21 protein-coding genes are annotated in these 21,875 nt (G+C 36.8%); 15 read left to right on the top strand and 6 right to left on the bottom strand.

Going from position 1 to position 21,875, the window contains the following annotated elements; genetic code table 11:
• Positions 1–56 precede the first annotated feature (56 nt).
• Positions 57–794, bottom strand: a complete 738-nt coding sequence (locus tag V6256_RS08780) for a sulfite exporter TauE/SafE family protein (RefSeq protein WP_341597834.1) — start codon at positions 792–794, stop codon at positions 57–59.
• Between the two features lie 216 nt (positions 795–1,010).
• Here V6256_RS08780 and V6256_RS08785 point away from each other — a divergent pair, with 216 nt between their 5' ends.
• Both V6256_RS08785 and V6256_RS08790 read left to right on the top strand, forming a co-directional pair.
• Positions 1,011–2,378 (top strand): aminotransferase family protein, encoded by a 1,368-nt coding sequence (locus V6256_RS08785; protein WP_341597835.1) that lies wholly within the window; start codon positions 1,011–1,013, stop codon positions 2,376–2,378.
• 58 nt (positions 2,379–2,436) lie between these two features.
• Complete coding sequence (locus tag V6256_RS08790) at positions 2,437–3,204, top strand: SDR family NAD(P)-dependent oxidoreductase (RefSeq protein WP_341597836.1); 768 nt, start codon at positions 2,437–2,439, stop codon at positions 3,202–3,204.
• A 133-nt stretch (positions 3,205–3,337) separates the two neighbouring features.
• On the opposite strand, the gene lrp is transcribed toward V6256_RS08790, so the two are convergent.
• The gene (gene lrp / locus V6256_RS08795) at positions 3,338–3,802 is read right to left on the bottom strand and encodes a leucine-responsive transcriptional regulator Lrp (protein WP_341597837.1); all 465 of its coding nucleotides are present in this window, start codon (positions 3,800–3,802) and stop codon (positions 3,338–3,340) included.
• Between the two features lie 227 nt (positions 3,803–4,029).
• Between lrp and ald the strand changes: the two genes are divergently transcribed.
• On the top strand, positions 4,030–5,160 hold the full coding sequence (gene ald, locus V6256_RS08800; protein WP_341597838.1) for an alanine dehydrogenase: 1,131 nt from the start codon (positions 4,030–4,032) through the stop codon (positions 5,158–5,160).
• A 343-nt stretch (positions 5,161–5,503) separates the two neighbouring features.
• Positions 5,504–7,027, top strand: a complete 1,524-nt coding sequence (gene pdxR, locus V6256_RS08805; RefSeq protein WP_341597839.1) for a MocR-like pyridoxine biosynthesis transcription factor PdxR — start codon at positions 5,504–5,506, stop codon at positions 7,025–7,027.
• A gap of 98 nt (positions 7,028–7,125) precedes the next feature.
• On the opposite strand, the gene kduD is transcribed toward pdxR, so the two are convergent.
• Entirely contained in the window at positions 7,126–7,887 is a 762-nt protein-coding gene (gene kduD, locus V6256_RS08810; RefSeq protein WP_341597840.1) for a 2-dehydro-3-deoxy-D-gluconate 5-dehydrogenase KduD, read from the bottom strand.
• A gap of 107 nt (positions 7,888–7,994) precedes the next feature.
• Between kduD and V6256_RS08815 the strand changes: the two genes are divergently transcribed.
• The gene (locus V6256_RS08815; RefSeq protein ID WP_341597841.1) at positions 7,995–8,342 is read left to right on the top strand and encodes a hypothetical protein; all 348 of its coding nucleotides are present in this window, start codon (positions 7,995–7,997) and stop codon (positions 8,340–8,342) included.
• A gap of 53 nt (positions 8,343–8,395) precedes the next feature.
• Here the strand turns inward: V6256_RS08815 and V6256_RS08820 are convergent, their stop codons facing one another.
• Positions 8,396–9,355: a magnesium transporter CorA family protein gene (locus V6256_RS08820; protein WP_341597842.1), complete on the bottom strand. Its 960-nt coding sequence runs from the start codon at positions 9,353–9,355 to the stop codon at positions 8,396–8,398.
• Positions 9,356–9,587: 232 nt separating this feature from the next.
• Between V6256_RS08820 and V6256_RS08825 the strand changes: the two genes are divergently transcribed.
• Genes V6256_RS08825 through V6256_RS08835 form a run of 3 tightly spaced genes read left to right on the top strand, consistent with a single transcriptional unit; the run spans position 9,588 to position 12,753 of the window.
• Positions 9,588–10,445, top strand: a complete 858-nt coding sequence (locus tag V6256_RS08825) for a mechanosensitive ion channel family protein (RefSeq protein ID WP_341597843.1) — start codon at positions 9,588–9,590, stop codon at positions 10,443–10,445.
• Between the two features lie 58 nt (positions 10,446–10,503).
• The gene (locus tag V6256_RS08830; RefSeq protein ID WP_341597844.1) at positions 10,504–11,382 is read left to right on the top strand and encodes a mechanosensitive ion channel family protein; all 879 of its coding nucleotides are present in this window, start codon (positions 10,504–10,506) and stop codon (positions 11,380–11,382) included.
• A gap of 12 nt (positions 11,383–11,394) precedes the next feature.
• Positions 11,395–12,753, top strand: a complete 1,359-nt coding sequence (locus V6256_RS08835) for a magnesium transporter (protein WP_341597845.1) — start codon at positions 11,395–11,397, stop codon at positions 12,751–12,753.
• 60 nt (positions 12,754–12,813) lie between these two features.
• On the opposite strand, the gene V6256_RS08840 is transcribed toward V6256_RS08835, so the two are convergent.
• Complete coding sequence (locus V6256_RS08840; protein ID WP_341597846.1) at positions 12,814–13,662, bottom strand: LysR family transcriptional regulator; 849 nt, start codon at positions 13,660–13,662, stop codon at positions 12,814–12,816.
• A 212-nt stretch (positions 13,663–13,874) separates the two neighbouring features.
• On the opposite strand from V6256_RS08840, the gene rimK reads away from it, so the two are divergent.
• Genes rimK through V6256_RS08855 form a run of 3 tightly spaced genes read left to right on the top strand, consistent with a single transcriptional unit; the run spans position 13,875 to position 16,265 of the window.
• The gene (rimK, locus tag V6256_RS08845; RefSeq protein WP_341597847.1) at positions 13,875–14,780 is read left to right on the top strand and encodes a 30S ribosomal protein S6--L-glutamate ligase; all 906 of its coding nucleotides are present in this window, start codon (positions 13,875–13,877) and stop codon (positions 14,778–14,780) included.
• Positions 14,781–14,785: 5 nt separating this feature from the next.
• Positions 14,786–15,832: a succinylglutamate desuccinylase/aspartoacylase family protein gene (locus V6256_RS08850; RefSeq protein WP_341597848.1), complete on the top strand. Its 1,047-nt coding sequence runs from the start codon at positions 14,786–14,788 to the stop codon at positions 15,830–15,832.
• 1 nt (position 15,833) lies between these two features.
• On the top strand, positions 15,834–16,265 hold the full coding sequence (locus V6256_RS08855) for an ATP-dependent zinc protease family protein (protein WP_341597849.1): 432 nt from the start codon (positions 15,834–15,836) through the stop codon (positions 16,263–16,265).
• A gap of 49 nt (positions 16,266–16,314) precedes the next feature.
• On the opposite strand, the gene V6256_RS08860 is transcribed toward V6256_RS08855, so the two are convergent.
• Positions 16,315–16,788 (bottom strand): hypothetical protein, encoded by a 474-nt coding sequence (locus tag V6256_RS08860; RefSeq protein ID WP_341597850.1) that lies wholly within the window; start codon positions 16,786–16,788, stop codon positions 16,315–16,317.
• 380 nt (positions 16,789–17,168) lie between these two features.
• Here V6256_RS08860 and V6256_RS08865 point away from each other — a divergent pair, with 380 nt between their 5' ends.
• From V6256_RS08865 to V6256_RS08880, 4 genes are all read left to right on the top strand, one after another.
• Positions 17,169–17,645 carry a ferrodoxin oxidoreductase beta subunit gene (locus V6256_RS08865; protein ID WP_341597851.1) on the top strand — a complete coding sequence of 159 codons (477 nt, stop codon included), beginning with the start codon at positions 17,169–17,171 and terminating at the stop codon, positions 17,643–17,645.
• 811 nt (positions 17,646–18,456) lie between these two features.
• Positions 18,457–19,386, top strand: coding sequence for a tripartite tricarboxylate transporter substrate binding protein (locus V6256_RS08870; RefSeq protein ID WP_341597852.1), 930 nt, complete (start codon positions 18,457–18,459; stop codon positions 19,384–19,386).
• Between the two features lie 76 nt (positions 19,387–19,462).
• Complete coding sequence (locus V6256_RS08875) at positions 19,463–19,909, top strand: tripartite tricarboxylate transporter TctB family protein (protein WP_341597853.1); 447 nt, start codon at positions 19,463–19,465, stop codon at positions 19,907–19,909.
• Positions 19,910–19,918: 9 nt separating this feature from the next.
• Positions 19,919–21,412 carry a tripartite tricarboxylate transporter permease gene (locus V6256_RS08880; protein WP_341597854.1) on the top strand — a complete coding sequence of 498 codons (1,494 nt, stop codon included), beginning with the start codon at positions 19,919–19,921 and terminating at the stop codon, positions 21,410–21,412.
• Positions 21,413–21,875: the final 463 nt, after the last annotated feature.

The raw sequence follows: 21,875 nt of genomic DNA on the forward strand, positions 1-21,875 counted from the left end.
TTCCATCACTCATTTTTCAATGACATAGCTGCAAATCAAAAAGATGAAGCCTGCTTTTATCCTATAAATGTCATCGCACTTGGAACCATGCCTAACACTGCCACAATAACCATAATCGGTAACGCGAAGCTCTTTAGCGACTCTGGCGGCTTTTTATTAAACTGGTATTGTCCGTATTTGACCGCTAATAACGTTGGTAATATCAGTATAAGCACTGCTTTAAATAAGGTGCTATCGGTTTGTCCACCAGCAATTAATGACATAATTGCAATCCCTTCACTGGCGATAAAAAATAAGATCATCGTTGCTCGTTGGGTACTTGTATTCAAATGACTTGATAACATGTAATACACAATCATGGGGCCACCAATTGACGCGCTCGCGGTGCCCACTCCAGAGGCTAAACCAAACCCTATTTTGCTACTATTCTTGCTCGCATCAAAAGGTCTAAAGCTAGAAAATAACAACATAGCAAGGACTAATATGGCAATACAAATCAACAGTTTTAAAATATCAGCGGGGATAAATAACAAAAAACAATAACCAATGGGAATACCTAAAATCGATCCTAATATTAAGTTTTTAAGCACTGAGAAATCAGCCTGTTTAATCGCCTGTTTCCATAAGTTAATGCTACATATCAAGTCTAACGAAAGAACAATAGCCACGCTCTGTTTAGGTTCAAAAAAGAAATTAAGCCCTACCACAGCAATAACGGCAAAGCCAAAACCACTATAGCCTCGTACTGCTGCAGCAAACATGACTACTGGAATCACATACCAAATTTGTTCCACTTAACTTCCTTACAATGAGTGAGCTTGGCAAACACTATCAATGCATTACAACACTTATGTTAGAGCCAAAGATAAATAACGTTAGCGCCACCTTTTGCTTAAAAATTTTAATTTTATTTGGAACCATGGAAAAAAAAGTTGGCGCTAGGAATAGGGTTAAGGACTAAGTTAATTTTAAATAGACAAAAATTTAGCTCGATAACAGGAGATCAGGAAATGGATTCACAAATGCGTCAATTAATTGAAAAAGATCGTAATCACGTATGGCATCATTTGAGCCAACACAGTGGCCTTAAAAAGCAAGATCCAATGGTGATGGTTGAAGGGAAAGGAACTCGTATTACTGATGCAAAAGGTAATAATTATCTCGATGCGTCTTCTGGTGGTGTTTGGTGTGTTAATGTTGGCTATGGTCGCACAGAGATTGCAGATGCAGTAAGAGATCAACTTGTTAAACTTAACTTTTTTGGTAGTACAACCGGAACAGAACCTGCGGCAGAATTTGCAGAAAAACTATTAGAGAAGATGCCGGGCATGAGTCGCGTTTATTACGCAAGCTCTGGCTCTGAAGCAAATGAAAAAGCCTTTAAAATTGTGCGTCAAATTTCACAACTAAAATACGGTGGCAAAAAGAATAAAATATTATACCGAGAGCGCGATTACCATGGCACAACAATTGGTGCATTAAGTGCAACGGGTCAGGAAGAACGACGTTTACATTACGGTCCATTTGCACCTGGTTTTGTTGAATTTCCACATTGTTGTGAATACAGAAGTCAATTTGGTGACGTTAAAGATTACGGCATTTTAGCAGCAAAAGAATTAGAAAAAGTGATTCTACGTGAAGGGCCAGAAACAGTCGGCGCAGTCATTTTTGAACCAATCACAGCGGGCGGTGGCGTCATAACACCACCGGAAGGTTATTGGCCTGCGGTGATGGAAATCTGCAAAAAATATAATGTTCTGGTACATATTGATGAAGTAGTTTGTGGCATGAGCAGAACCGGAAAATGGTTTGGTTACCAACACTATGGCATTAAACCTGATATTGTTACCTTAGCTAAAGGGGTTGCATCTAGTTATGCGCCTATCTCATGTGTTGTCACAACAGAAGCTATCTTCAACGAGTTTTTGGCTGATGGAAGCGACCGAGAAGCCTATTTCCGAGATATTAGTACCTATGCAGGTTGTACATCAGGCCCAGCCGCTGCATTGGCTAATTTAAAAATACTTGAACGAGAAAATTTGGTAGAAAATACTGCCGTAGTCGGTGAATACTTATTGAACAAGCTCAAAGACTTAGCGACAAAACATAGTATTATTGGTGATGTACGTGGTAAAGGTTTGTTATTAGGCATTGAGCTCGTCACAGACAAGCAAACAAAAGCACCCGTCGATGAACAAGTTGCCATTAAAATTGCCGGTATGTGTATGCAAAAAGGATTAATTATTGGTCGTACAAATCGTTCATTTAAATTCTTAAATAATACGCTTTGTTTATGCCCAATTTTAACATTAACACATGAAGAAGCTGATTTTATTGCCGATACGATCGATCAAGTTTTAACTGAGCTCAACGCTTAATCATGACTATTTTATAATAGTGTGTAATGCGCTAAATAATACGTTTAAAGGATTTAATATGACAACTCAACAAAAACCAGTGGTGCTTATTACAGGCGCAACAGCCGGCTTTGGCTTAGCAACCGCTAAAAAGTTTGCAGCAAATGGCTACCCATTGATTATCACTGGACGCAGAGAGGAAAGGCTAAAGGCATTAAGTGATGAGTTATCACCTTTAGTCGCCGTTTATTATGCCGTTTTAGATGTTAGAAGCAGCGATGATGTAACGGAATTTACCAAAAATTTACCAGAACGTTTTCAACAGGTCGCTATTTTAGTAAACAATGCTGGGCTTGCATTAGGCGCAGAGCCTGCAGATCAAGCTAAACTCTCTGATTGGCATACAATGATTGATACGAATGTAACAGGCTTAGTGAATGTAACGCATAGCTTATTACCTACATTAAAAGCACAAAAATCATCAACGATTATTAATTTAGCCAGTATTGCAGGTAATTGGCCTTATCCTGGTAGCCATGTCTATGGGGCAAGCAAAGCATTTGTTGCACAATTCTCACGAAACTTACGCAGTGATTTTGCAGGAACAGGTGTTCGTGTTACTAGTCTAGAACCAGGTATGGCTGAAAGTGAATTTAGCTTGGTGCGTTTTAATGGTGACCAAGAAAAATACAATCAAATTTATAATGGTGCAAATGCGATACAACCAGAGGATATTGCCGATATTATTTTCTGGATTACAGAGCAACCTGCTCACTTAAATATCAATAGTTTGGAAGTTATGCCAACGTCACAGGCTTGGGATAATTTCAAAATAGTGAAACAATAGATTACGGTTTAGCCGTGGCTAGAATCATGAGCGACTAAACAATCTCTTTGCAATAATGACTTATTAATGCGTTGTCAGCCTGATAAAGACTACTTTAATAAGTCACTTTTATACCGCCCTTTCAATAAGAAAGTTAATTCGGAATATTAATACTGGTTAAGTATTTAACCTCTTCCATCACCACATAACTTTTTGAATCTTTGATATCAGGAAGAAACTGCAATGTTTCACTCAGTACTTTACGATATGCACTCATATCTGCCACGCGTGTTTTTAGTAGATAATCAAAGTCACCCGAAACAAGGTTACACTCTAAAATAGAGTCAAATTGTTTTACTGCTTCATTAAAACGTTGAAATACATCTACATTTGTACGTTTAAGCGTTAACTCAATATACACAAGCAATGATGCATTAAGCTGATCTGGGTCTAGTAGTGCCGTATAAGCGGTAATGACTTTTTGTTTTTCTAAACGCTTAACTCTTTCTAAACAAGGCGTTGGACTTAACCCTACTTTTTGAGAAAGCTCGACATTAGAAATACGTCCATTCTTTTGTAACTCTCGTAATATATTACGATCTATTCTATCTAGTGCCATCTACTACGTCCTTGTGATTTATTAAAATTATCAACTAATTTAATTACCAAAATAAGTATTATATTCGATTTTAAAATAAATAATCAAAATATAGAGAGGATAAAACTGTTTATTTAGCCATAAACTAATAGCCTTACTATTAGTAGTGATTAGTAGTAAAGTGATTTAAAACAGATATAACGCAATATGGGTATAACATCAATGTAAATAATAATGAGGAGTAATATATGATTATCGGCGTTCCTAAAGAGATTAAAGTCCATGAATACCGCGTAGGTATGACACCTGCAAGCGTAAAAGAGGTGACCAGTGCAGGCCACACTGTTTATATTGAGACAACAGCCGGCGAAGGCATTGCCTGTAGTGATCAAGAATATATTGATGCTGGCGCAATGATTTTAGACAATGCAGATCAGGTATTTTCCACCTGTGAGATGATCGTAAAAGTCAAAGAGCCGCTTGCTATTGAACGTGAAAAGCTGCGCCCTGATCAACTACTCTTCACCTATTTACACCTTGCACCTGATTTACAGCAAACGCAGGATCTAATCAAAAGCAAAGCTGTTTGTATCGCCTATGAAACCGTTACCAGTGACAATGGTAGTTTACCTTTATTAGCACCGATGTCCGAAGTGGCCGGTCGCATGTCAATACAAGCCGGTGCAGCATGCTTAGAGAAGTCTAATGGCGGTGTTGGCTTACTATTAGGTGGTGTTGCAGGCGTTCCACCCGCTAAAGTGGTGATCATCGGTGGTGGCGTTGTTGGCACTAATGCAGCACAAATGGCAATTGGGCTAGGCGCTGATGTTACTTTACTAGATAACAATATTGATACGTTACGTCGTATTAACGCTCAATTTGGTTCAACCATAAAAACGGCCTACTCCAATAAATTTAACTTGGAATCCTTAGTCAAAGATGCTGATTTAGTGATTGGTGGTGTGTTAATTCCGGGTGCCGCTGCCCCTAAGTTAGTCACAGCAGAGATGATTAAAGAAATGCGAGCTGGGTCAGCGGTGGTAGATGTAGCAATCGATCAAGGGGGCTGTTTTGCCACATCGAAAGCAACAACACACTCAGAGCCTACTTATATCGTCGATGACGTAGTGCATTATTGTGTAGCTAATATGCCAGGTGCCGTAGCGAGAACCTCTGCATTTGCACTTAATAATGCCACACTCCCTTATATTTTACGCTTAGCTAAATTGGGCTATAAAGATGCGTTATTAGCAGACGCTCACCTAAAAAATGGGTTGAACGTGATACACGGTAAGGTAACCAATCAAAGTGTCGCAGAAAGCTTAAAAATGCCATACGTTTCGCCAGATGATGCCCTATCAGTATCCTATCCCGATTAATGCTTTATTAAGCTAATCAAACCCATTTTAGTGACTTTTAATGGGTTTATAGGATTTACCCGCCACTTAACTAAATTCGAGTGAACTTTTTAACTAACGCCGTTGTTGTTATTTAAATTACGCGTTGCAAAAAATAAGATACAGGGCCAGTTTTTTTAATTGATAGTCCACAAATTTTTAAGCTCATATAATTAATTGATAGCCCACAACATTTTAAGCTTACCTGAGTAGATATCTGATAATTCAAAAAATTGGCGTAAAAATTGCCTAGCAACTAGTGTTAATAATCATAACTCGTAAACTAACAAACAATATTCGCTCCAACTTTCACACAGGTGTACAAATGGTTGATTTTCTAATAAATATTGAGCTTCATCAAAATAGCACTTATCAACAACAGATTAGAGAAAAGTTGGTTGAGCTAATCGAGCAGGACACCTTTGGTGACAAGGCTTTACCTTCAGGTAGAAAGATGGCGCAATTACTTAAAGTATCTAGAAATACAGTTGTGCTTGTATACGAAAGTTTAGTGGATGAAGGTTACTTAATTGCACGTAAGCGTAGTGGTTTTTTTGTACACCCTGATTTACTTTTGGTGCAACACCTCACCAATTCAGTGCAAACAAATCCGCAACAAGTGGTGCGATCTTCGCGTCAACCAAATTGGTCTCAACGCATGCAAAAGCTGCCAAGTAAATTGCCTTCGTTGAACAAGGATGAAAACTGGTTAAGCTACCCCTACCCATTTATTTATGGCCATATTGACGTTGCTGAATTCCCTCTTTATCAATGGCGTGAATGCTCTCGTATCGCCGAAAGTAAAGGTAAGTTACATGAGTGGGTTGAAGGCTTTATTGATATCGATGATCCGCAGTTAGTGTCTCAAATTCGTCAGCAAATACTATCAAAACGAGGCATTTCGGCTAAACCAGAAGAAATTTTAATTACCTTAGGTACACAAAATTCATTATTTCTCTTATCTAATTTATTAGCAGATGAGTCAGTCACCTTTGGCATAGAAGATCCTGGGTACGCACATTTTCGTCATGTAGTATCAATGAGAGGCAGCCAAATCAAAGGGTTAGAAGTAGATAATGCTGGCCTTAAAGTAGGTAAACAATTAAAAGGCTGTGACTATGTTTTTACTACTCCGAGCCATCAATATCCAACCACAGTCACTATGAATATTGAAAGACGTAAATCACTTTTAGAACAAGCATCTAAAGATGACTTTATTATTATTGAAGACGATTACGAAAGCGAAGTAAACTTTATTGAAGAGCCTTTACCTGCCCTTAAAAGCTTCGATCAGGATGGGCGTGTTATTTATGTTGGTAGTTTATCTAAATCACTGACGCCAGGAATTCGTATTGGCTATATGGTTGCAGATGCTTCTTTAATCAAAGAATTACGAAAATTACGTGCATTACAATATCGTCATCCACCGTCTAACAACCAACGCATTGCCGCATTATTTATCAGCCAAGGTTATTACGATAGCCATGTAAGACGTATGCGCCGCGCTTACGAAAAGAAATGGAATTTAATGCAAGAGGGAATTGAGAAACATCTTAATGGATGCAAAATTCATTCTACACCTGGTAGTTTCTGCTTCTGGATAGGGTTACCTCCTGCTTTAACGAGCCAATATCTACGTGAAAAAGCGGCTGAGAAAGGACTTTTAATTGAATCCGGAGATTCTTTATTTATGGGTAAAGATGCCCCTAAGAATTATATAAGACTGGGTTTTTCAGCAATCAATACTGATAAAATTTTGGCAGGATTAAAAGAACTAGGCACATTAATTAATACATTAACGAGCGGTTCATCAAGCCACCTCCCTGCTTACCAAAAGCAATTAAGTTAACTCTATTTTTCAAACAAAAAGAGTCATTCACTTGCTACACTTTAAATGCAGCAAGTGAATCGGCATCACTGTAATCCAACCAATCTAGTTAACAAAAATTACCTTGCTAGCCAGCCACCATCTACAGCAATCGTATAACCATTAATATAGTTCGCTGCATTTGAAGCTAAAAATACACATGGCCCTACAATATCATCAGGTTTACCCCAACGCTGAGCAGGGATTCGCTCTAAGATTGCCGCGTTACGTTGCTGATCAGCTCGTAACGCTTCAGTATTATTAGTTTCCATATAACCCGGTGCAATCGCATTGACGTTTATATTATGCTTTGCCCATTCATTCGCCATTGCTTTGGTGACTCCCATTAACGCACTTTTTGAAGCCGTATAAGAAGGTACTCTAATGCCTCCTTGGAAGGACAGCATAGAGGCAATATTAATAATTTTGCCACCGCTGTTTTGAGCTATAAATTGTTTAGCAACGGCTTGCGATAGGAAAAATGCAGTTTTACTATTCACATTCATCACATCGTCCCAATCTTGCTCGGAAAAATCCAGCGCATCTTCACGGCGAATAATGCCAGCATTGTTTACTAAAATATCCACTTTTTTGTAAACCAAAAGGCAGCGTTGAATTATTTTGGGAATCTCACTTTGATCTGATAAATCAACGCGTAAATCTAAAAAGTTATAACCTGCGGCATTCATTTTTGCCACGGTTTCAGTAGGGGCACTTCTATTCACACCAACAACAGAGCAACCTGCTTCAGCTAAACCTAATGCCATTGCTTGACCTAATCCAGTATTACAACCCGTCACAATCGCGACTTTTCCATCTAAGTTAAACATCTCTAAACTCATACAATCTCCCTGATATAAATATTATAAACTTACGCTTAAAATTGATAAAAACAATGTTCGAGTTGACTTACAATTACCTAAGGCAATCAAAAAGTACAGACTCATATATGAAAAAAATATTAAAAGCGATATTGCTCAATGCTTTTGTTGTTCCTGGTGCAGGGCATTTTTTATACCAACGCACTATCTCAGGCATCGTATTTGCAATGGCTTTTATTATTCCTTTAGGCGTTTTATTCAGCACCTTACTGGTAGAAATAAACCAACTTATCTTACAAATACAAAATGGCTATATTCCATTCGATATCAACGAAATAACCTTAGCCGTCAGCGAGCTACTTTCGAATAAACAACAGACCATGAACACCTGTACTTATATTATGGCTGGATCTTGGCTACTTAGTATTGTAGATACTTATAGAATTAGTCGAGCTCAAAATACGCCTTCGATTTAAAGTAATCATAAAGGCAAATGTTAACGCGCTAAGGAATAGACTAATTTTTTAAATTAAAGCCAACGTTTCTTTTTAAAAAATACAATTAATGCAACAACAATCAGGGCCATAAAGCCTAATAAATAAAAGTATCCATAAGCTACTTTTAGTTCAGGAATATAATCGAAGTTCATACCATATAAACCTGCTAAAAACCCTAATGGGATAAAAATAGCTGTAATGACCGTTAATACTCTCATCGTTGCGTTTAATTGATGCGAAGCAACGGATAGATAGCCATTAATTAAATCACTACAAATATCATAGTGCATTTGTGACAGGCTCAATAAACGCTCAATTCTTTCATGTACATCTGTCACTGTATGCTGATCAGAGATATGCACAATAGATGAGTCATCATCGGAAACTAACACTTTTAATTCATCACCTATGTTACGGTGATAATTAAAAGTACGCTTTAGCTTTGTTAAGCGGGATTGATACAAAATAATTTCTTGCATCATTTTATCGTCGCCCCCCTCTTGAAACTTATCCTCCAAAGCTTCTAGCTTCTCTTCAAAATCAAATAACTGTTGGAGATAAATGCCGCAGCTATAATGAAAAATGCGTAACCCTAATGTCAGCGAGCTTTTGAATAAGTATTTTTGCCCTTCTTCACTGAATAATTTATTAATTGAGATAGATTCACGAGCATGAGAAGTAATTAAAATATTTTCTCCAACAAATAAACCAATTTGCAGATGATCAAAAACCAAATCCGTTCCCGTTTCATAAATGCCACGGTATAACATGAAGATAAAATTATCGAACTCCTCAATTTTAGGAGGATGTCGATCTCTATGAACGTCTGAAATAGCTAGTGCATGGCAACCTAACTTGGTTAAATAGAGGCGTTCCTCATCACGGTCATGGCAATTAAAATCAATCCATAATTTGTCTGTAGGATTTTGTTGCCAAACTTCAATTAATGCCTGATCACCATATTTACATGATTTATCCGACTTTATTAACATACATCTGATCATAATTATTCTCGTTTAATATAAGCTAATACGACTAGCCTAAAAGCTGCAGGCAGAATGTGAATTCCGTTTATAGTTGAAAAAGCAAAAAATATCACTTAATTATTTAATTTAACTAGTTTCTGATGGACCACATTAACAGGTAATGATAAAAAGCATGCTTTTATTTATCAGTAAATGATAGTAATGAAATCCTCCTTAAAAATTGACTTAGAGGTAGTAAATGGATTTTTCAAAGATCTATAACATTTTAACCTATACATTATTAACCGTATCTGACCAAGCAATAACGGTTGGGGATATCATGCTGATTCCTGTTATTTTAATTTTAGGTATTTTTTTAACTCGATCGGCAGCTAAAAGGCTAACTCACCGTTTGGCCTCAAAAAATACCGACCCTAATATTATCCATTTAATGCAGCGTGTTTTCTACGTGGTTGCGATGGCGATTATGACTGTTACAACATTAGATCTGATTAATGTCCCTATTACCGCTTTCGCTTTCCTATCAGGTGCAATTGCTATCGGCTTCGGTTTTGGTGCACAAAATATTATTAACAACTTTATCAGTGGCTGGATTTTAATGTGGGAGCAACCAATTCGTATTGGTGATTTTTTAGAGGTTGATGGAGCGAAAGGGGTTGTTGAACAAATTAATACACGATCAACACGTGTTCGCCGTATTGATGGCGTTCATTTATTAATTCCAAACAGTAAGTTATTAGAAAACACTGTAGTGAACTGGACCTTAATTGATAGCTTAGTGCGTACCTCTGTTACCGTTGGGGTTGCCTACGGCTCTCCGGCAAGGAAAGTCGCCGAGCTTATATTACAAGCCACTACAGAACAAAAATATATTGCTAATAAGTCTGCACCAGTAGTGACATTTGAAGACTTTGGTGACAATGCATTAATGTTCGAGGTTACTTTTTGGATGGATAGCAACTCTGAAGGAGGTCTACGTGTTTTAAAGAGTAATATACGCTTTCGCCTAGAAGAGCTATTTGCAGAGCATGATATCGTCGTCGCCTACCCTCAACGTGATATACACATTGATGGCTCACTAACTTTGAATAGATAGTGAGCTCCATGTTATTGTTAGTAATGACCTTTTTTAAAATTAAGTGAGCACTTCCGTTATGTTTGAAAAACTATTATCAATTGATCTATCAAATAATCAATTTATGCAAACCATTATCAATAGTAATAGTATTCTCACCATCTTACTGATTGTGGGTGTAATAGCCTGCAAAACTTTTCTTTTAAAAAGGGTTAATAAAAAAGCGAAAACCAATAAACGTTTAAAAATTAATATCGTTAATAATGGCATTACGATTTTAATGTTAATTGGTATTTTCAATATTTGGGCAGTGGAATTCCATAAGTTTGCGATCTCAATTGCCGCTTTTATTGTTGCCATCGTTATCGCGACACGTGAGTTTATTCAATGTTTTATCGGCTTTTTATATATTGTCTCTAGTCGCCCTTTCCGTATTGGAGACTGGATCCAAGTAGGTGAATCCTATGGTGAAGTGCATTCCGTTGATTGGGCTAAATTAAGCTTGTTAGAGGTAAATATCGATGCTTATGAATATACCGGGAAAACCCTTTATGTTCCTAATAGTAAACTCGTGACTTCATCGATTAAAAACCTTAACTTTTTAAAACGTTATGTCATGCACCATTTCACCATTACTAGAGATGGTAGTGTTAACCCTTTCATATTCTTAGATAAACTTTATTTAAAAGCCTATGAATATTGTGAGGACTTTAATGATGTCGCGATTCGTTATAACCAATTGATAGAAAACAGGTTAGATGTAAATATTGCAGGCCCTGAGCCGCATATTCAAGTGGCGACCTCTGACATTGGTGATACACAACTTATATTTACTATTTTTTGCCCGACCGAGCGAGCAATGGAAATAGAGCAATCCTTAACAGCGGACTTTATGAACTTTTGGTTTGAACAGCACCAACGACAAAATAATACGACAGTAAACACAGATACAGAATAAATAGGAGGGTTTATGGCACTAGATTTGTTAGCAGATTATATTGACAAAATTAATCTACACTTTGACTCAGAAACTGAAACAACAACCACAATAAACGAACTAGCTAACGAAGTCGAAGAGCAACTCTCTGATGAACAAATAGCGGTTTTACTAGAATCGTTCCCGCTTAACCTTAGAACCAGTATCTGGGAATCGTTAAGTGATGAAACGCATCAAAATGTGTTCATTGAAATGAAACATGATTCAAGGAAGTTATTACTCAACACCTTAGATGATGAGTATTGCTTTCCTTTACTGACTAAATTAGATGCCGTTCACCTGATAGAGTTATCTGAAAGTTTAGATAATCGCTTCATCGATTACGCTGTTACCAATATGACGGCTAAGCAACGAAGTCTGTATAAAAAATCCTGTGATTACACTGAAGAAGAAGTTGGACGCTGGCAAAACTTTACTGAAGTGCAATTACCTCAGCGGTTAACGCTATCAGCGGTCAAAAAAGTATGCTCTAAAAGTTTACCCGCATTTACCGATGTCGTTTATATCGTTAATGACGATGGCGCTTTAGTAGGTGAAATCCCACTCAATTCAATATTCACTGCAGACGATGACCAGCAATACAGAAGCTTAATAGAGACTGATGTGCTTTTTATTAATACTAATGATGAAATTGCAGATGCAGCAGAAAAACTCATTGACTCAGACCGTTCAGCACTCCCCGTTGTAGACGAGAATCATTGCTTAACTGGGCGTTTAGATTTACCTGCGGCCTATCGCTATAAAGAAGATATATTGGCATCCCAACTTAATCAATCTGCTGGTTTAGTAGATGAGGAAGATTTATTTGGTAGTATTTGGCAAAGCTCTAAAAACCGCGCAGTTTGGCTAGGGGTTAACTTAGTCACTGCATTTTTAGCTTCATGGTTTATTGGGTTATTTGAAGCAACGATCCAACAAGTTGTTGCTTTAGCGGTACTAATGCCTGTTGTCGCTTCGATGGGTGGTATATCGGGTAGTCAAACCATTACCTTGATTATTCGAGGCCTAGCATTGGGTCAAATTAATGATACTAATAAAAGAAATATTATTGCTAAAGAATTAAAAGTTGGCGCGATTAATGGTGTGTTATGGGCAGTAGTGATTGGTGCTATTACTTACTTTTGGTTTGATAACCCATTACTTTCATTAACTATTTTCATTGCTATTTTAGGTAATATTTTAATTGCTTCTTTATCCGGTGTTTGGGTACCTTGGATTTTAAACAAGTTTAATATTGACCCTGCTTTGTCAGGCTCTGTGGTACTAACCACTGTCACTGATATTTTTGGTTTTATTGTCTTCTTAGGTTTAGGTAGTTTATTACTTCTTTAATCAAAGACAGGAGCGCGGCTGTATTCAATACTATGGTCCGCGCTTTATCTCACTTTCCTATCAAGTTCTTACATATGGAAATAATTTTAAGGCTTGTTCGATCACTTCTATTTTCTGGTTTTTAACGAGATAATTTGCATAAATATCACGACTAAAAACTGGCGCATCTTCAACTAAAAATAGCTTCTCACTTTTCAAATATTCAAAGGTAATTTGTCTGGGAAGATATGCTGTTCCACCGGCTTCTAGAATGAAATTTAAGGCGATACGGGGCTGGCTCATGAAATGTTTTGCTTCAGGCACATCCTGAAAGGCTCTTAAATATTGCGCACTGATAGACTCCCCATAATCCACCATAATAAAATCTTTAAGTGCAGCCACATTGTTAATATTATCCGGATCCGTGGTCACTAAATGGAGCGGTACTGTAGCTACTTTTTCAGAGATAATTTCACTGATATAAGTTGGTTCAAATAAAAAAGCGATATCAATAACACGGTTGAGTAAGCTTTTTCTCAGCTCAGACGCACTATAAGTACTGGTTAAAAGACTTACTTCATCCATATTAATATGGACTTTGTATAACCAGTTTTGCAGCACAATATCCCAAATTGTGCTTTTAGCCCCAACCACTAACTGAGTCGACTGTTCAGCGCTTAAACCTACATCTTGTTTGGTTTTTTGCCACATCAGAATCAATTCATTGGCATGTTTTATTAGGCGGTGACCTTCAGGCGTGAGTTTTAAGCTCTTTTTAGAACGGTCAAATAAAAGCACCCCTAGCTCATCTTCTAATAGCTTAATTCTGGCACTCACCGCAGATTGAGTGATGAATAAATTTTCAGAAGCAATACGGAAATGTAAGGTTGCACTTACCTCTAAGAATGTTGTTAATAATTCAATTTTCATAAGCCACCACTAATCAATTTTTTTTATCATAAACCACAAAACAATTAATTTTATTATATAAAAGTTTGCCTATACACTCCACGCCCTAAATTAGCACTTCGGTTAATAATCACCTTTTAAGTTAAAAGTTAGCTTATTGATTAGATCTAGGTTGCTGTTTTGCGAATACCTTCGCCTCGTAATTTATAATATTTAGTACAGGAATTAACATTATGAAAATTGCAATCTTATCTAGAAACGCTAATTTATACTCCACTCGCAGATTAAAGGAAGCTGGTGAAGCACAGGGCCACCAAGTTGATATTATAGATACATTGCACTGTTATATGGATATCACTAGTAGCCGCCCTACTGTACGTTACCATGGAGAAGAGCTTCCTGAATATGATGCGATTATTCCTCGTATCGGGGCATCTGTTACTTTTTATGGCACCGCTGTCGCACGCCAGTTTGAAATGATGGGGACTTATAATATTAATGAGTCAGTTGCGATCAGTCGTTCGCGCGATAAATTACGCTCAATGCAGTTACTTTCTCGTAAAGGGATCGGGATGCCACGAACGGGGTTTGCTAATAGACCAGATAATATTAAAGACTTAATTAAAAATGTTGGTGGCGCGCCTGTTGTTATTAAACTACTTGAAGGAACGCAAGGCATTGGTGTTGTATTAGCTGATACCGCTAAAGCAGCAGAAAGCATTATTGAAGCATTCATGGGGCTTAAAGCAAATATTTTAGTACAAGAGTTTATTAAAGAAGCTGGCGGCGCTGATATTCGTTGTTTAGTGATTGGTGGGCGTGTTGTCGCAGCAATGAAACGCCAAGGTGCTGAAGGAGAGTTTCGTTCAAACTTACACCGTGGGGGCTCAGCTGTCGTGGTAAAGTTAACCAAAGAAGAACGAGAAACCGCTGTGAATGCCGCTAAAATAATGGGCTTAAACTTTTGTGGTGTTGATTTATTACGCTCTGAAAATGGCCCAATGGTGATGGAAGTTAACTCATCCCCCGGTTTAGAAGGCATTGAAAAAGCAACGGGAATGAATATTGCTGGAATGGTCTTTGACTTTCTTGAAAAAAGACCTAAGACAATAACAAATAAAACACGTGGTCGAGGATAATAAATATGAAAACTCTACGTATAGGTGATTTTGACATTTTACCAGGAACTCAACGTAAAATTGAATTACCTGTTGCAAAACTATATACCGACGCCGATGTTTCATTACCAGTGCAAATCATTCGTGGAACAAAAGAAGGCCCCACCATTTTTATCAGTGCAGCGGTACATGGCGATGAATTAAATGGCATTGAAATTATTAGGCGATTAATCAATAAACCTAACTTCAAAATCATTAGGGGGACTGTGATTGCTGTGCCTATGGTCAATGTTTACGGGGTTGTCAATCAGAGCCGTTATATGCCAGATCGACGTGACTTAAATCGCTGCTTCCCTGGGTCTTCAAAAGGCTCTTTAGCGGCGCGTGTAGCACATATATTTTTAACGCAAATTGTTAAGCATTGTGATTATGGGATTGATTTACATACGGGTGCAATTCATCGCTCTAATCTACCGCAAATTCGTGGTGATATGAATGACCCTGAAACAAAAGAGCTAGCTCAAATTTTTGCCAGTCCAGTTATCCTGCACTCTAATGTGCTTGATGGTTCTCTGCGAGAGTCAGCGGTAGCAAATGATACAAGAGTGTTATTGTATGAAGCAGGAGAAGCACTGCGTTTTGATGACTTTTCCATTAATGCCGGTATTAAGGGGATTGAAAATGTATTACGTCACCTCAATATGATGCGTAAAACCACGGCTAAGCGAAAATTAAAAGAGCCTTATATAGCCAATAGCAGTGGATGGTTACGTGCCAATGCAAGTGGTGTGGTGAAGCACTTAGTCGCATTAGGTGATCGTGTAACAAGCGGTGATAAACTGGCTGAAATTGGTAGTCCTTATGGCGATATCTTAGGCATTGTTAAAGCAACCCGCTCAGGTATTTTGATCGGTCAGCAAAACATCCCTTTAGTACAAGAAGGTGAGGCAATGTTCCATATAGCTTATTTTAAAGAAGATGATGAAGCCGTGTTTGAACATATTGAATCTGTACAAGACTTTCTGCGACCTGAGGATGACTTGAATAATACTAACCATCTACAGGTAAAATAATATGAATGTTGAAGACAAAAAAATAATTGGTCGACTGGAATCTATTGCTTTACCTGAATTAGGTATTGCTGCGATGCAAGTCAGGGTTGATACCGGGGCAAAAACCTCGTCTTTGCATGTTGATAATATTGTTAAATATATGAAGCAAGGAAAGCCGTGGGTTAAATTTGATATTCACCCTGATATCCATAATGTAGAGACATTGGTTTCCTGTGAAGCGGTGATCTGTGATATTCGAAAAATAAAATCATCTAACGGCAATTCAGAACAACGCTATGTCATAGAAACGCCGATGACATTAGGTAATGAAACATGGGACATTGAAATCACACTAACAGATCGTGCAGATATGAACTATCTTATGTTATTTGGACGTGAAGCAATTGGAAAGCGCTTACTCGTTGACCCTTCCAAAGTATTTTTAGCAAAATAATAAAAAGGCTTATATAACAATATATAAGCCTTTTTAAGATCATTAAAAATTATTTTTTACAATCTAAACGGAATTGTTGATGGCCAGTTTTAGTGTGTTCTTTAACTTTACCCAAAAGTGTTTCTATTTCAGTTTCGTCTGTTGTCTCACTTAACGCTATAAACGTCTCATTCAATTCACTCATTTCTTCTTGATATTGAACAAATTTAGCTTTTTGCTCAGCCGTTAAGTCTTCTACTTTTTCAGCGTGGTTAGTGATCGCAATACTTGCTGGAATTAATGTTTCAGCTTTTGCAGTTAACTTAACTAACTCACCGGCATGCTCTTTCATTTCCGCTTTATCTTCAGAATCAAAACCTTTGTTATAAGCTCTTAGTTCACTTTTAATATATTTCATTGTGTTGCCAAGTTCAGTCTCTTTTATATCGCAATGGTGCTCATGTGCAAAAGTTTGACTGATAGGTAATGAAAAAAAGAGAGCTGTTAGCAAAGAAAATGCTAACTTATTTTTTTTAAGCGTCATGTCCGTGTCCTTTATAATTGTTTAAGGTGGGGGGTAATCAATAATATATTACAACATATTATACCAATTATATTAAATAAGTGATCTAAATTTTGCGCAGAAAAAATGACTTAGTTTAAGGCGTAATTTGAGTTAAATAGTTGTTCTATTTGCGAAAATTACAACGAAGAAATAAGTTATTTTAGCAAGTAAAATAGATCAGTTAATTAGTGTGATTGGTATTAGCACTAAGCTAATTTACTATGTCACAATTAGCAAATATGTTATCTGTATGGGCTAAATAATAAACCAATCGCTGTTTATTATATAAATGTTGTTTTTTATACGACATAATCCTCTTATATAAAAATAAACACCATTCATGAACAAAAGGAGTTTTTATGAAATATATACTAGCACTGATTATTTTATCGTTTAGCCAACTATCTTACGCAGCCTCTTTACAAGCAGGTAATAAATCATTCGATGTTAAATTAAGTAGCGCTTCTGTGGGGCGCGAAGATTATACTGTTGCAGGTGTTGGGCTGCATTATTTTGCTGTCGATAACCTGGCTTTAGGTGCAGCTTACGAATATTGGTTTTCAGGAGAGCCTTCTATTGCTAAGGGCACACTAGAGAGTACCTTTTACATCCCAGTTCATGAAACTATCAGACCTTATTTTGGATTATTATATAGCCATTATTTTGTTGGAAGCCGTAGTGATGTCGATACTTATGGTTATAGAGCGGGTGTTTCACTTATCAATGACCCTTTATTATTTAGCGTCGGCGTTAGACAAGAAAAACATATTTCAGGAAACTCTCTTTTTATAGATGAAGACCCAACTGTTGAATTTGTTGTTGGCCTTTCCTTTTAAACTATCAAACTAAAAAAGTTTAGCCTTCTATTGTTAACAGTTAAGAAAACAGAAGGCTAATATCAAATCTTCACTCATTAAACCTCTACCCATCACTTATTAATTTTTATTACTTACTGATAATTAGTTACCAGTATTGTTTACCAATAGCTCATTACCCTCTTCATTTTTCTTAATAAACTTACAAGAAAGCCCGTTAACATAAAATATAAACTACAATAGTACTACAAAATAAATAACTACAAATTTAGTCATGACTAATTGTCTTGATAGGTAAATGTTAACGCATCAATACTTTTGCTACAAATAACAATCCCTCTGCCTAATTAATATACTTTTAAAATAAAAATACTTAATTAACAGTTAATTAGGATTAAATAACCTTAGGTTGAAATGTAGCATAATAATCTGGGTATCCCTTTAGCTTGGTTTACTTAGTTATCTAAAAGCTCAATAAATAAAACTTTAAAAATAGGCTAATAACAACATTAATCCGATTATAATAACTTCTAAAGTATGCTCACGATTAAGCATTAAGTCATACTAATTAACCATAATGCCTAAAATTTCTGCTCAAAAAACATTCACTTCATAAAAATAAAAATGTAATTAGTAGATCTACCCCACATTCTCTACCTAACTTTCGTGATCCAAGTAGAGCAAATTGCCTTAATCTCTCTTTCTCTGCTTATCTTCCTTTATCCTTTACACACAAAATGCAAGTTCGATTAAGCATTAATAGTATGACGATAAACTTATTATCCATTACAGCATCAAGAACATTTATATTTTATCTATATTAAGGAATGAAATGATGAAAAAACTATTCAAAGCCGCATTAATTAGCGCAGGATTAATCATGTCAGCAACCAGCTTTGCAGCTGATTACCCAGCTAAAAATATCCGTCTAATTGTGCCATTTGGTGCTGGTGGTGGTACTGATGCCGTTGGTCGTACTTTAGCTAATAGTGCTAAAGATATACTAGGTACAAGTATTTCTGTAATGAATAGAACTGGTGGTGCTGGTGCGGTAGGGATGAGCTTTGGCGCTAGACAACGCCCAGATGGCTACACACTTACAGTAGTAACACGTGAAATAGCTTCATTACCACAAATGGGCTTAATGCAAAATGACGCTGATGACTTCGAACTAATCCGTATGGTTAACTTAGATCCAGCGGTCATTTTAGTTCCAGCAGATAGCCCATTCAATACAGTTAATGATTTAGTTGCAGAAGCGAAGAAAGCACCAGGAAAAATTAAATTTGCTTCAACGGCTGCACCTAACTTTTACCTGATGGCATTAGAGCAAGATCAAGATATTAAATTAAATGCAGTGCCATACAATGGCTCATCAGAAGCAATTCCTTCAGTACTCGGTCATCATACGCAAGTGACTATGGTTACGCCAGGCGAAGCCATTGCACAATTACGTTCAGGCCAATTAAAAGCATTAGGCGTCATGTCAGAAGAGCGTATCTCTTACATCCCAGATGTACCAACATTAAAAGAGCAAGGTCTTGATATAACAACAGGTACATGGCGTGGTATTGGCGCACCTAAAGGGACACCAGATGAGATTATTGAAATCTTAGGTAACGCATTTGACCAAGCAATGGCATCTGCTGAGTTTAAAGACTTTATGTCAAAAGGTGCGATGACTATCCACCCTCTTAAAGCGCAAGAGTTCACTGACTTTGTTAACAAAGATGCTGAAGTATTAAGTAAGTTTATCCAATAAAGTTAATAAACAGAGCTAGGGGTAACCTTAGCTCTGTGATTAACAAGAATATAATATATATTCGAGAGAGTTTATTATGATTAACCGCAACATATTTTTTCCCGGCTTAATGATCTTTTTAAGCCTAGTAGTATTAGTCCTCATTACCCAATTTCCGGAACCACGATATCAAGATGCACCCGTTGGGGCAGGTTTTTTCCCAACAGTTGTCGCTATTCTTCAAATAATTATCTGTAGTGTTTTAATTATTCAATATGTAAAAAAGAAAACGGTTAAAAAAGAAATTAAACTAATTACAAGCCACGCTCTTTTCGGTTTTACATTATTAATAGGCTACGCAGCATTAATAACATTAGTAGGTTACTTACCTGCCAGCCTTGTTGGTTTTACTTATTACCTTGTGTACTACCGTGTCAAAAAGCCACTTTATTATGTTGTTGCATGGGTGTTTGTATTCGCAATTTATTTCCTCTTTAGTGATGTATTTATTATTTCACTACCTGAAGGTTTACTCTTTTTCTAGGTTATTATTATGATGGATTATTTACTTAGCGGATTTGCTTCCGCATTCAGCATGGAAGTATTTCCAATACTTGTATTAGGTGTATTAGGTGGTGTTATTTTAGGTGCACTACCAGGTTTAACAGCAACAATGGGTGTTGCAATATTATTACCTTTCACTTTTTCAATGATGCCAACACCAGCACTCGTGATGCTGATCGGTGTCTATATTGGAGGTATTTATGGCGGCTCAATAGCAGCTATTTTACTTAAAACACCTGGTACACCAGCTTCCGCAGCAACGGTACTAGATGGCCATACAATGGCCATAAAGGGATTAGCAGCGAAGGCATTAAGTATCGCAGCAGTTGCATCGTTTATCGGTGGATTAATCAGTACAATTGTCTTAATTGGTGTCGCACCTATTTTGGCTGATTTTGCTTTACGTTTTAATGCACCTGAATATTTTGCATTAGCATTATTCGGACTTACCATTATTGCTAGTGTTTCTGCTAAAAACATAATGAAAGGCTTACTAGCAGGTACGATTGGTCTATTAATTTCAATGGTTGGCCTTGACCCTATTAGTAGTGTTCCTCGTTTTACTTTTGGTATCTTAGATCTATACAGTGGGATTAATATTATCCCTGTTTTAATTGGTTTGTTTGCCATTACTGAAGGGTTAAACCAATTAGAAAAAATGTCTAGTAATCAACCTGATGTTCCACCTAAGTTCAGTTATAAACTACTTAGCTTCTCAGATTTTAAAAAGATTTTACCAACCAGCGTCAAAAGTGGATTAATTGGGACATCAATCGGCTCAGTCCCTGGTGCTGGGGCAGATATTTCAGCCTTTGCTTGTTATAACGAAGCCAAGCGTGTTGCTAAGAAACCCGATGAATTTGGTAATGGTTCAATGCATGGTTTAGCAGCAGCAGAGTCAGGTAATAACGGGGTAACCGGTGGTTCATTAGTACCGTTATTAACATTAGGTGTGCCAGGAGATGCGGTATCAGCGGTATTATTAGGCGCCCTAATCGTACAAGGCTTAACACCTGGACCTTTATTATTCCAAGACAATCCTGAAATCGTTTATGGTATTTTTAGCTCAATGATCGTCGCTAATATCGTGATGTTATTAGTTGGCTTCCTGGGTATCCGCTTCTTCTGTCGTATTATAGAAGTACCTAAGATCATAATGATTCCAATCATTATCTTTTTATCAATCATTGGTGCGTATGCAATCAATAACTCAATGTTTGATGTGGGTATAGCTATCACTTTTGGCATCTTAGGCTTTATCTTAAACAAACTTGATATACCTTCATCACCAATATTATTAGCTATTATCTTAGGTCCTATGGCAGAAACAAACTTAAGAAAATCTTTAATTTTGTATGAAGGTAGTTGGTCATTCCTATATGACCGCCCAATTGCATTGGCCTTTATTTTATTTGCTATCTTTTCAGTTTATTCGACATTAAGACTGAAGAAAAAAGAACGGTTAGCAGAAAAAAATAAATAACATAACAATATAATGGCCTACTTAAAGACGAATAAACCAAGCAATGATTATTCGCTCACTAGGTAGGCTATTTATATAACGAATACAACACGACCTAACTTCGATACACCGATTTAATCTTTCCCTTTGTACTTTATATATAAAATACAAAAACTACGCTTAACATCACTAATTACTTAAATGATTTAATTAGTTAACGCTTCAAATCCATAATGAACTGAATAACTAGCCAATAACGATAAAGTTATCATTAAGCATCGAAATTAAGCCTTACTAGAATCACTAACCTCTTATAGTAACTTACCCTTGCTATTTACTTATCGTATAGAATAGCCATGATTAAAATCATCAACTTACATCAATTACTTTCATTAACATTGAAACTTGATCTCCGCTAAATCAGGCGTAATACCAATCTAAGTAAAAATATGATCTAATTGATTTATCTATTGCGATTAAAGCA

This window comes from Psychromonas aquatilis, from assembly GCF_038155185.1.
GTDB lineage: Bacteria > Pseudomonadota > Gammaproteobacteria > Enterobacterales > Psychromonadaceae > Psychromonas > Psychromonas aquatilis.

What these genes read in the sequence shown, in the direction of transcription:
- V6256_RS08785 (WP_341597835.1), top strand. Translation starts at nt 1,011, where the DNA reads ATGGATTCACAAATGCGTCAATTAATTGAAAAAGATCGTAATCACGTA.
- V6256_RS08790 (WP_341597836.1), top strand. Translation starts at nt 2,437, where the DNA reads ATGACAACTCAACAAAAACCAGTGGTGCTTATTACAGGCGCAACAGCC.
- lrp (WP_341597837.1), bottom strand. Translation starts at nt 3,802, where the DNA reads ATGGCACTAGATAGAATAGATCGTAATATATTACGAGAGTTACAAAAG.
- ald (WP_341597838.1), top strand. Translation starts at nt 4,030, where the DNA reads ATGATTATCGGCGTTCCTAAAGAGATTAAAGTCCATGAATACCGCGTA.
- pdxR (WP_341597839.1), top strand. Translation starts at nt 5,504, where the DNA reads ATGGTTGATTTTCTAATAAATATTGAGCTTCATCAAAATAGCACTTAT.
- kduD (WP_341597840.1), bottom strand. Translation starts at nt 7,887, where the DNA reads ATGAGTTTAGAGATGTTTAACTTAGATGGAAAAGTCGCGATTGTGACG.
- V6256_RS08815 (WP_341597841.1), top strand. Translation starts at nt 7,995, where the DNA reads ATGAAAAAAATATTAAAAGCGATATTGCTCAATGCTTTTGTTGTTCCT.
- V6256_RS08820 (WP_341597842.1), bottom strand. Translation starts at nt 9,355, where the DNA reads ATGTTAATAAAGTCGGATAAATCATGTAAATATGGTGATCAGGCATTA.
- V6256_RS08825 (WP_341597843.1), top strand. Translation starts at nt 9,588, where the DNA reads ATGGATTTTTCAAAGATCTATAACATTTTAACCTATACATTATTAACC.
- V6256_RS08830 (WP_341597844.1), top strand. Translation starts at nt 10,504, where the DNA reads ATGTTTGAAAAACTATTATCAATTGATCTATCAAATAATCAATTTATG.
- V6256_RS08835 (WP_341597845.1), top strand. Translation starts at nt 11,395, where the DNA reads ATGGCACTAGATTTGTTAGCAGATTATATTGACAAAATTAATCTACAC.
- V6256_RS08840 (WP_341597846.1), bottom strand. Translation starts at nt 13,662, where the DNA reads ATGAAAATTGAATTATTAACAACATTCTTAGAGGTAAGTGCAACCTTA.
- rimK (WP_341597847.1), top strand. Translation starts at nt 13,875, where the DNA reads ATGAAAATTGCAATCTTATCTAGAAACGCTAATTTATACTCCACTCGC.
- V6256_RS08850 (WP_341597848.1), top strand. Translation starts at nt 14,786, where the DNA reads ATGAAAACTCTACGTATAGGTGATTTTGACATTTTACCAGGAACTCAA.
- V6256_RS08855 (WP_341597849.1), top strand. Translation starts at nt 15,834, where the DNA reads ATGAATGTTGAAGACAAAAAAATAATTGGTCGACTGGAATCTATTGCT.
- V6256_RS08860 (WP_341597850.1), bottom strand. Translation starts at nt 16,788, where the DNA reads ATGACGCTTAAAAAAAATAAGTTAGCATTTTCTTTGCTAACAGCTCTC.
- V6256_RS08865 (WP_341597851.1), top strand. Translation starts at nt 17,169, where the DNA reads ATGAAATATATACTAGCACTGATTATTTTATCGTTTAGCCAACTATCT.
- V6256_RS08870 (WP_341597852.1), top strand. Translation starts at nt 18,457, where the DNA reads ATGATGAAAAAACTATTCAAAGCCGCATTAATTAGCGCAGGATTAATC.
- V6256_RS08875 (WP_341597853.1), top strand. Translation starts at nt 19,463, where the DNA reads ATGATTAACCGCAACATATTTTTTCCCGGCTTAATGATCTTTTTAAGC.
- V6256_RS08880 (WP_341597854.1), top strand. Translation starts at nt 19,919, where the DNA reads ATGATGGATTATTTACTTAGCGGATTTGCTTCCGCATTCAGCATGGAA.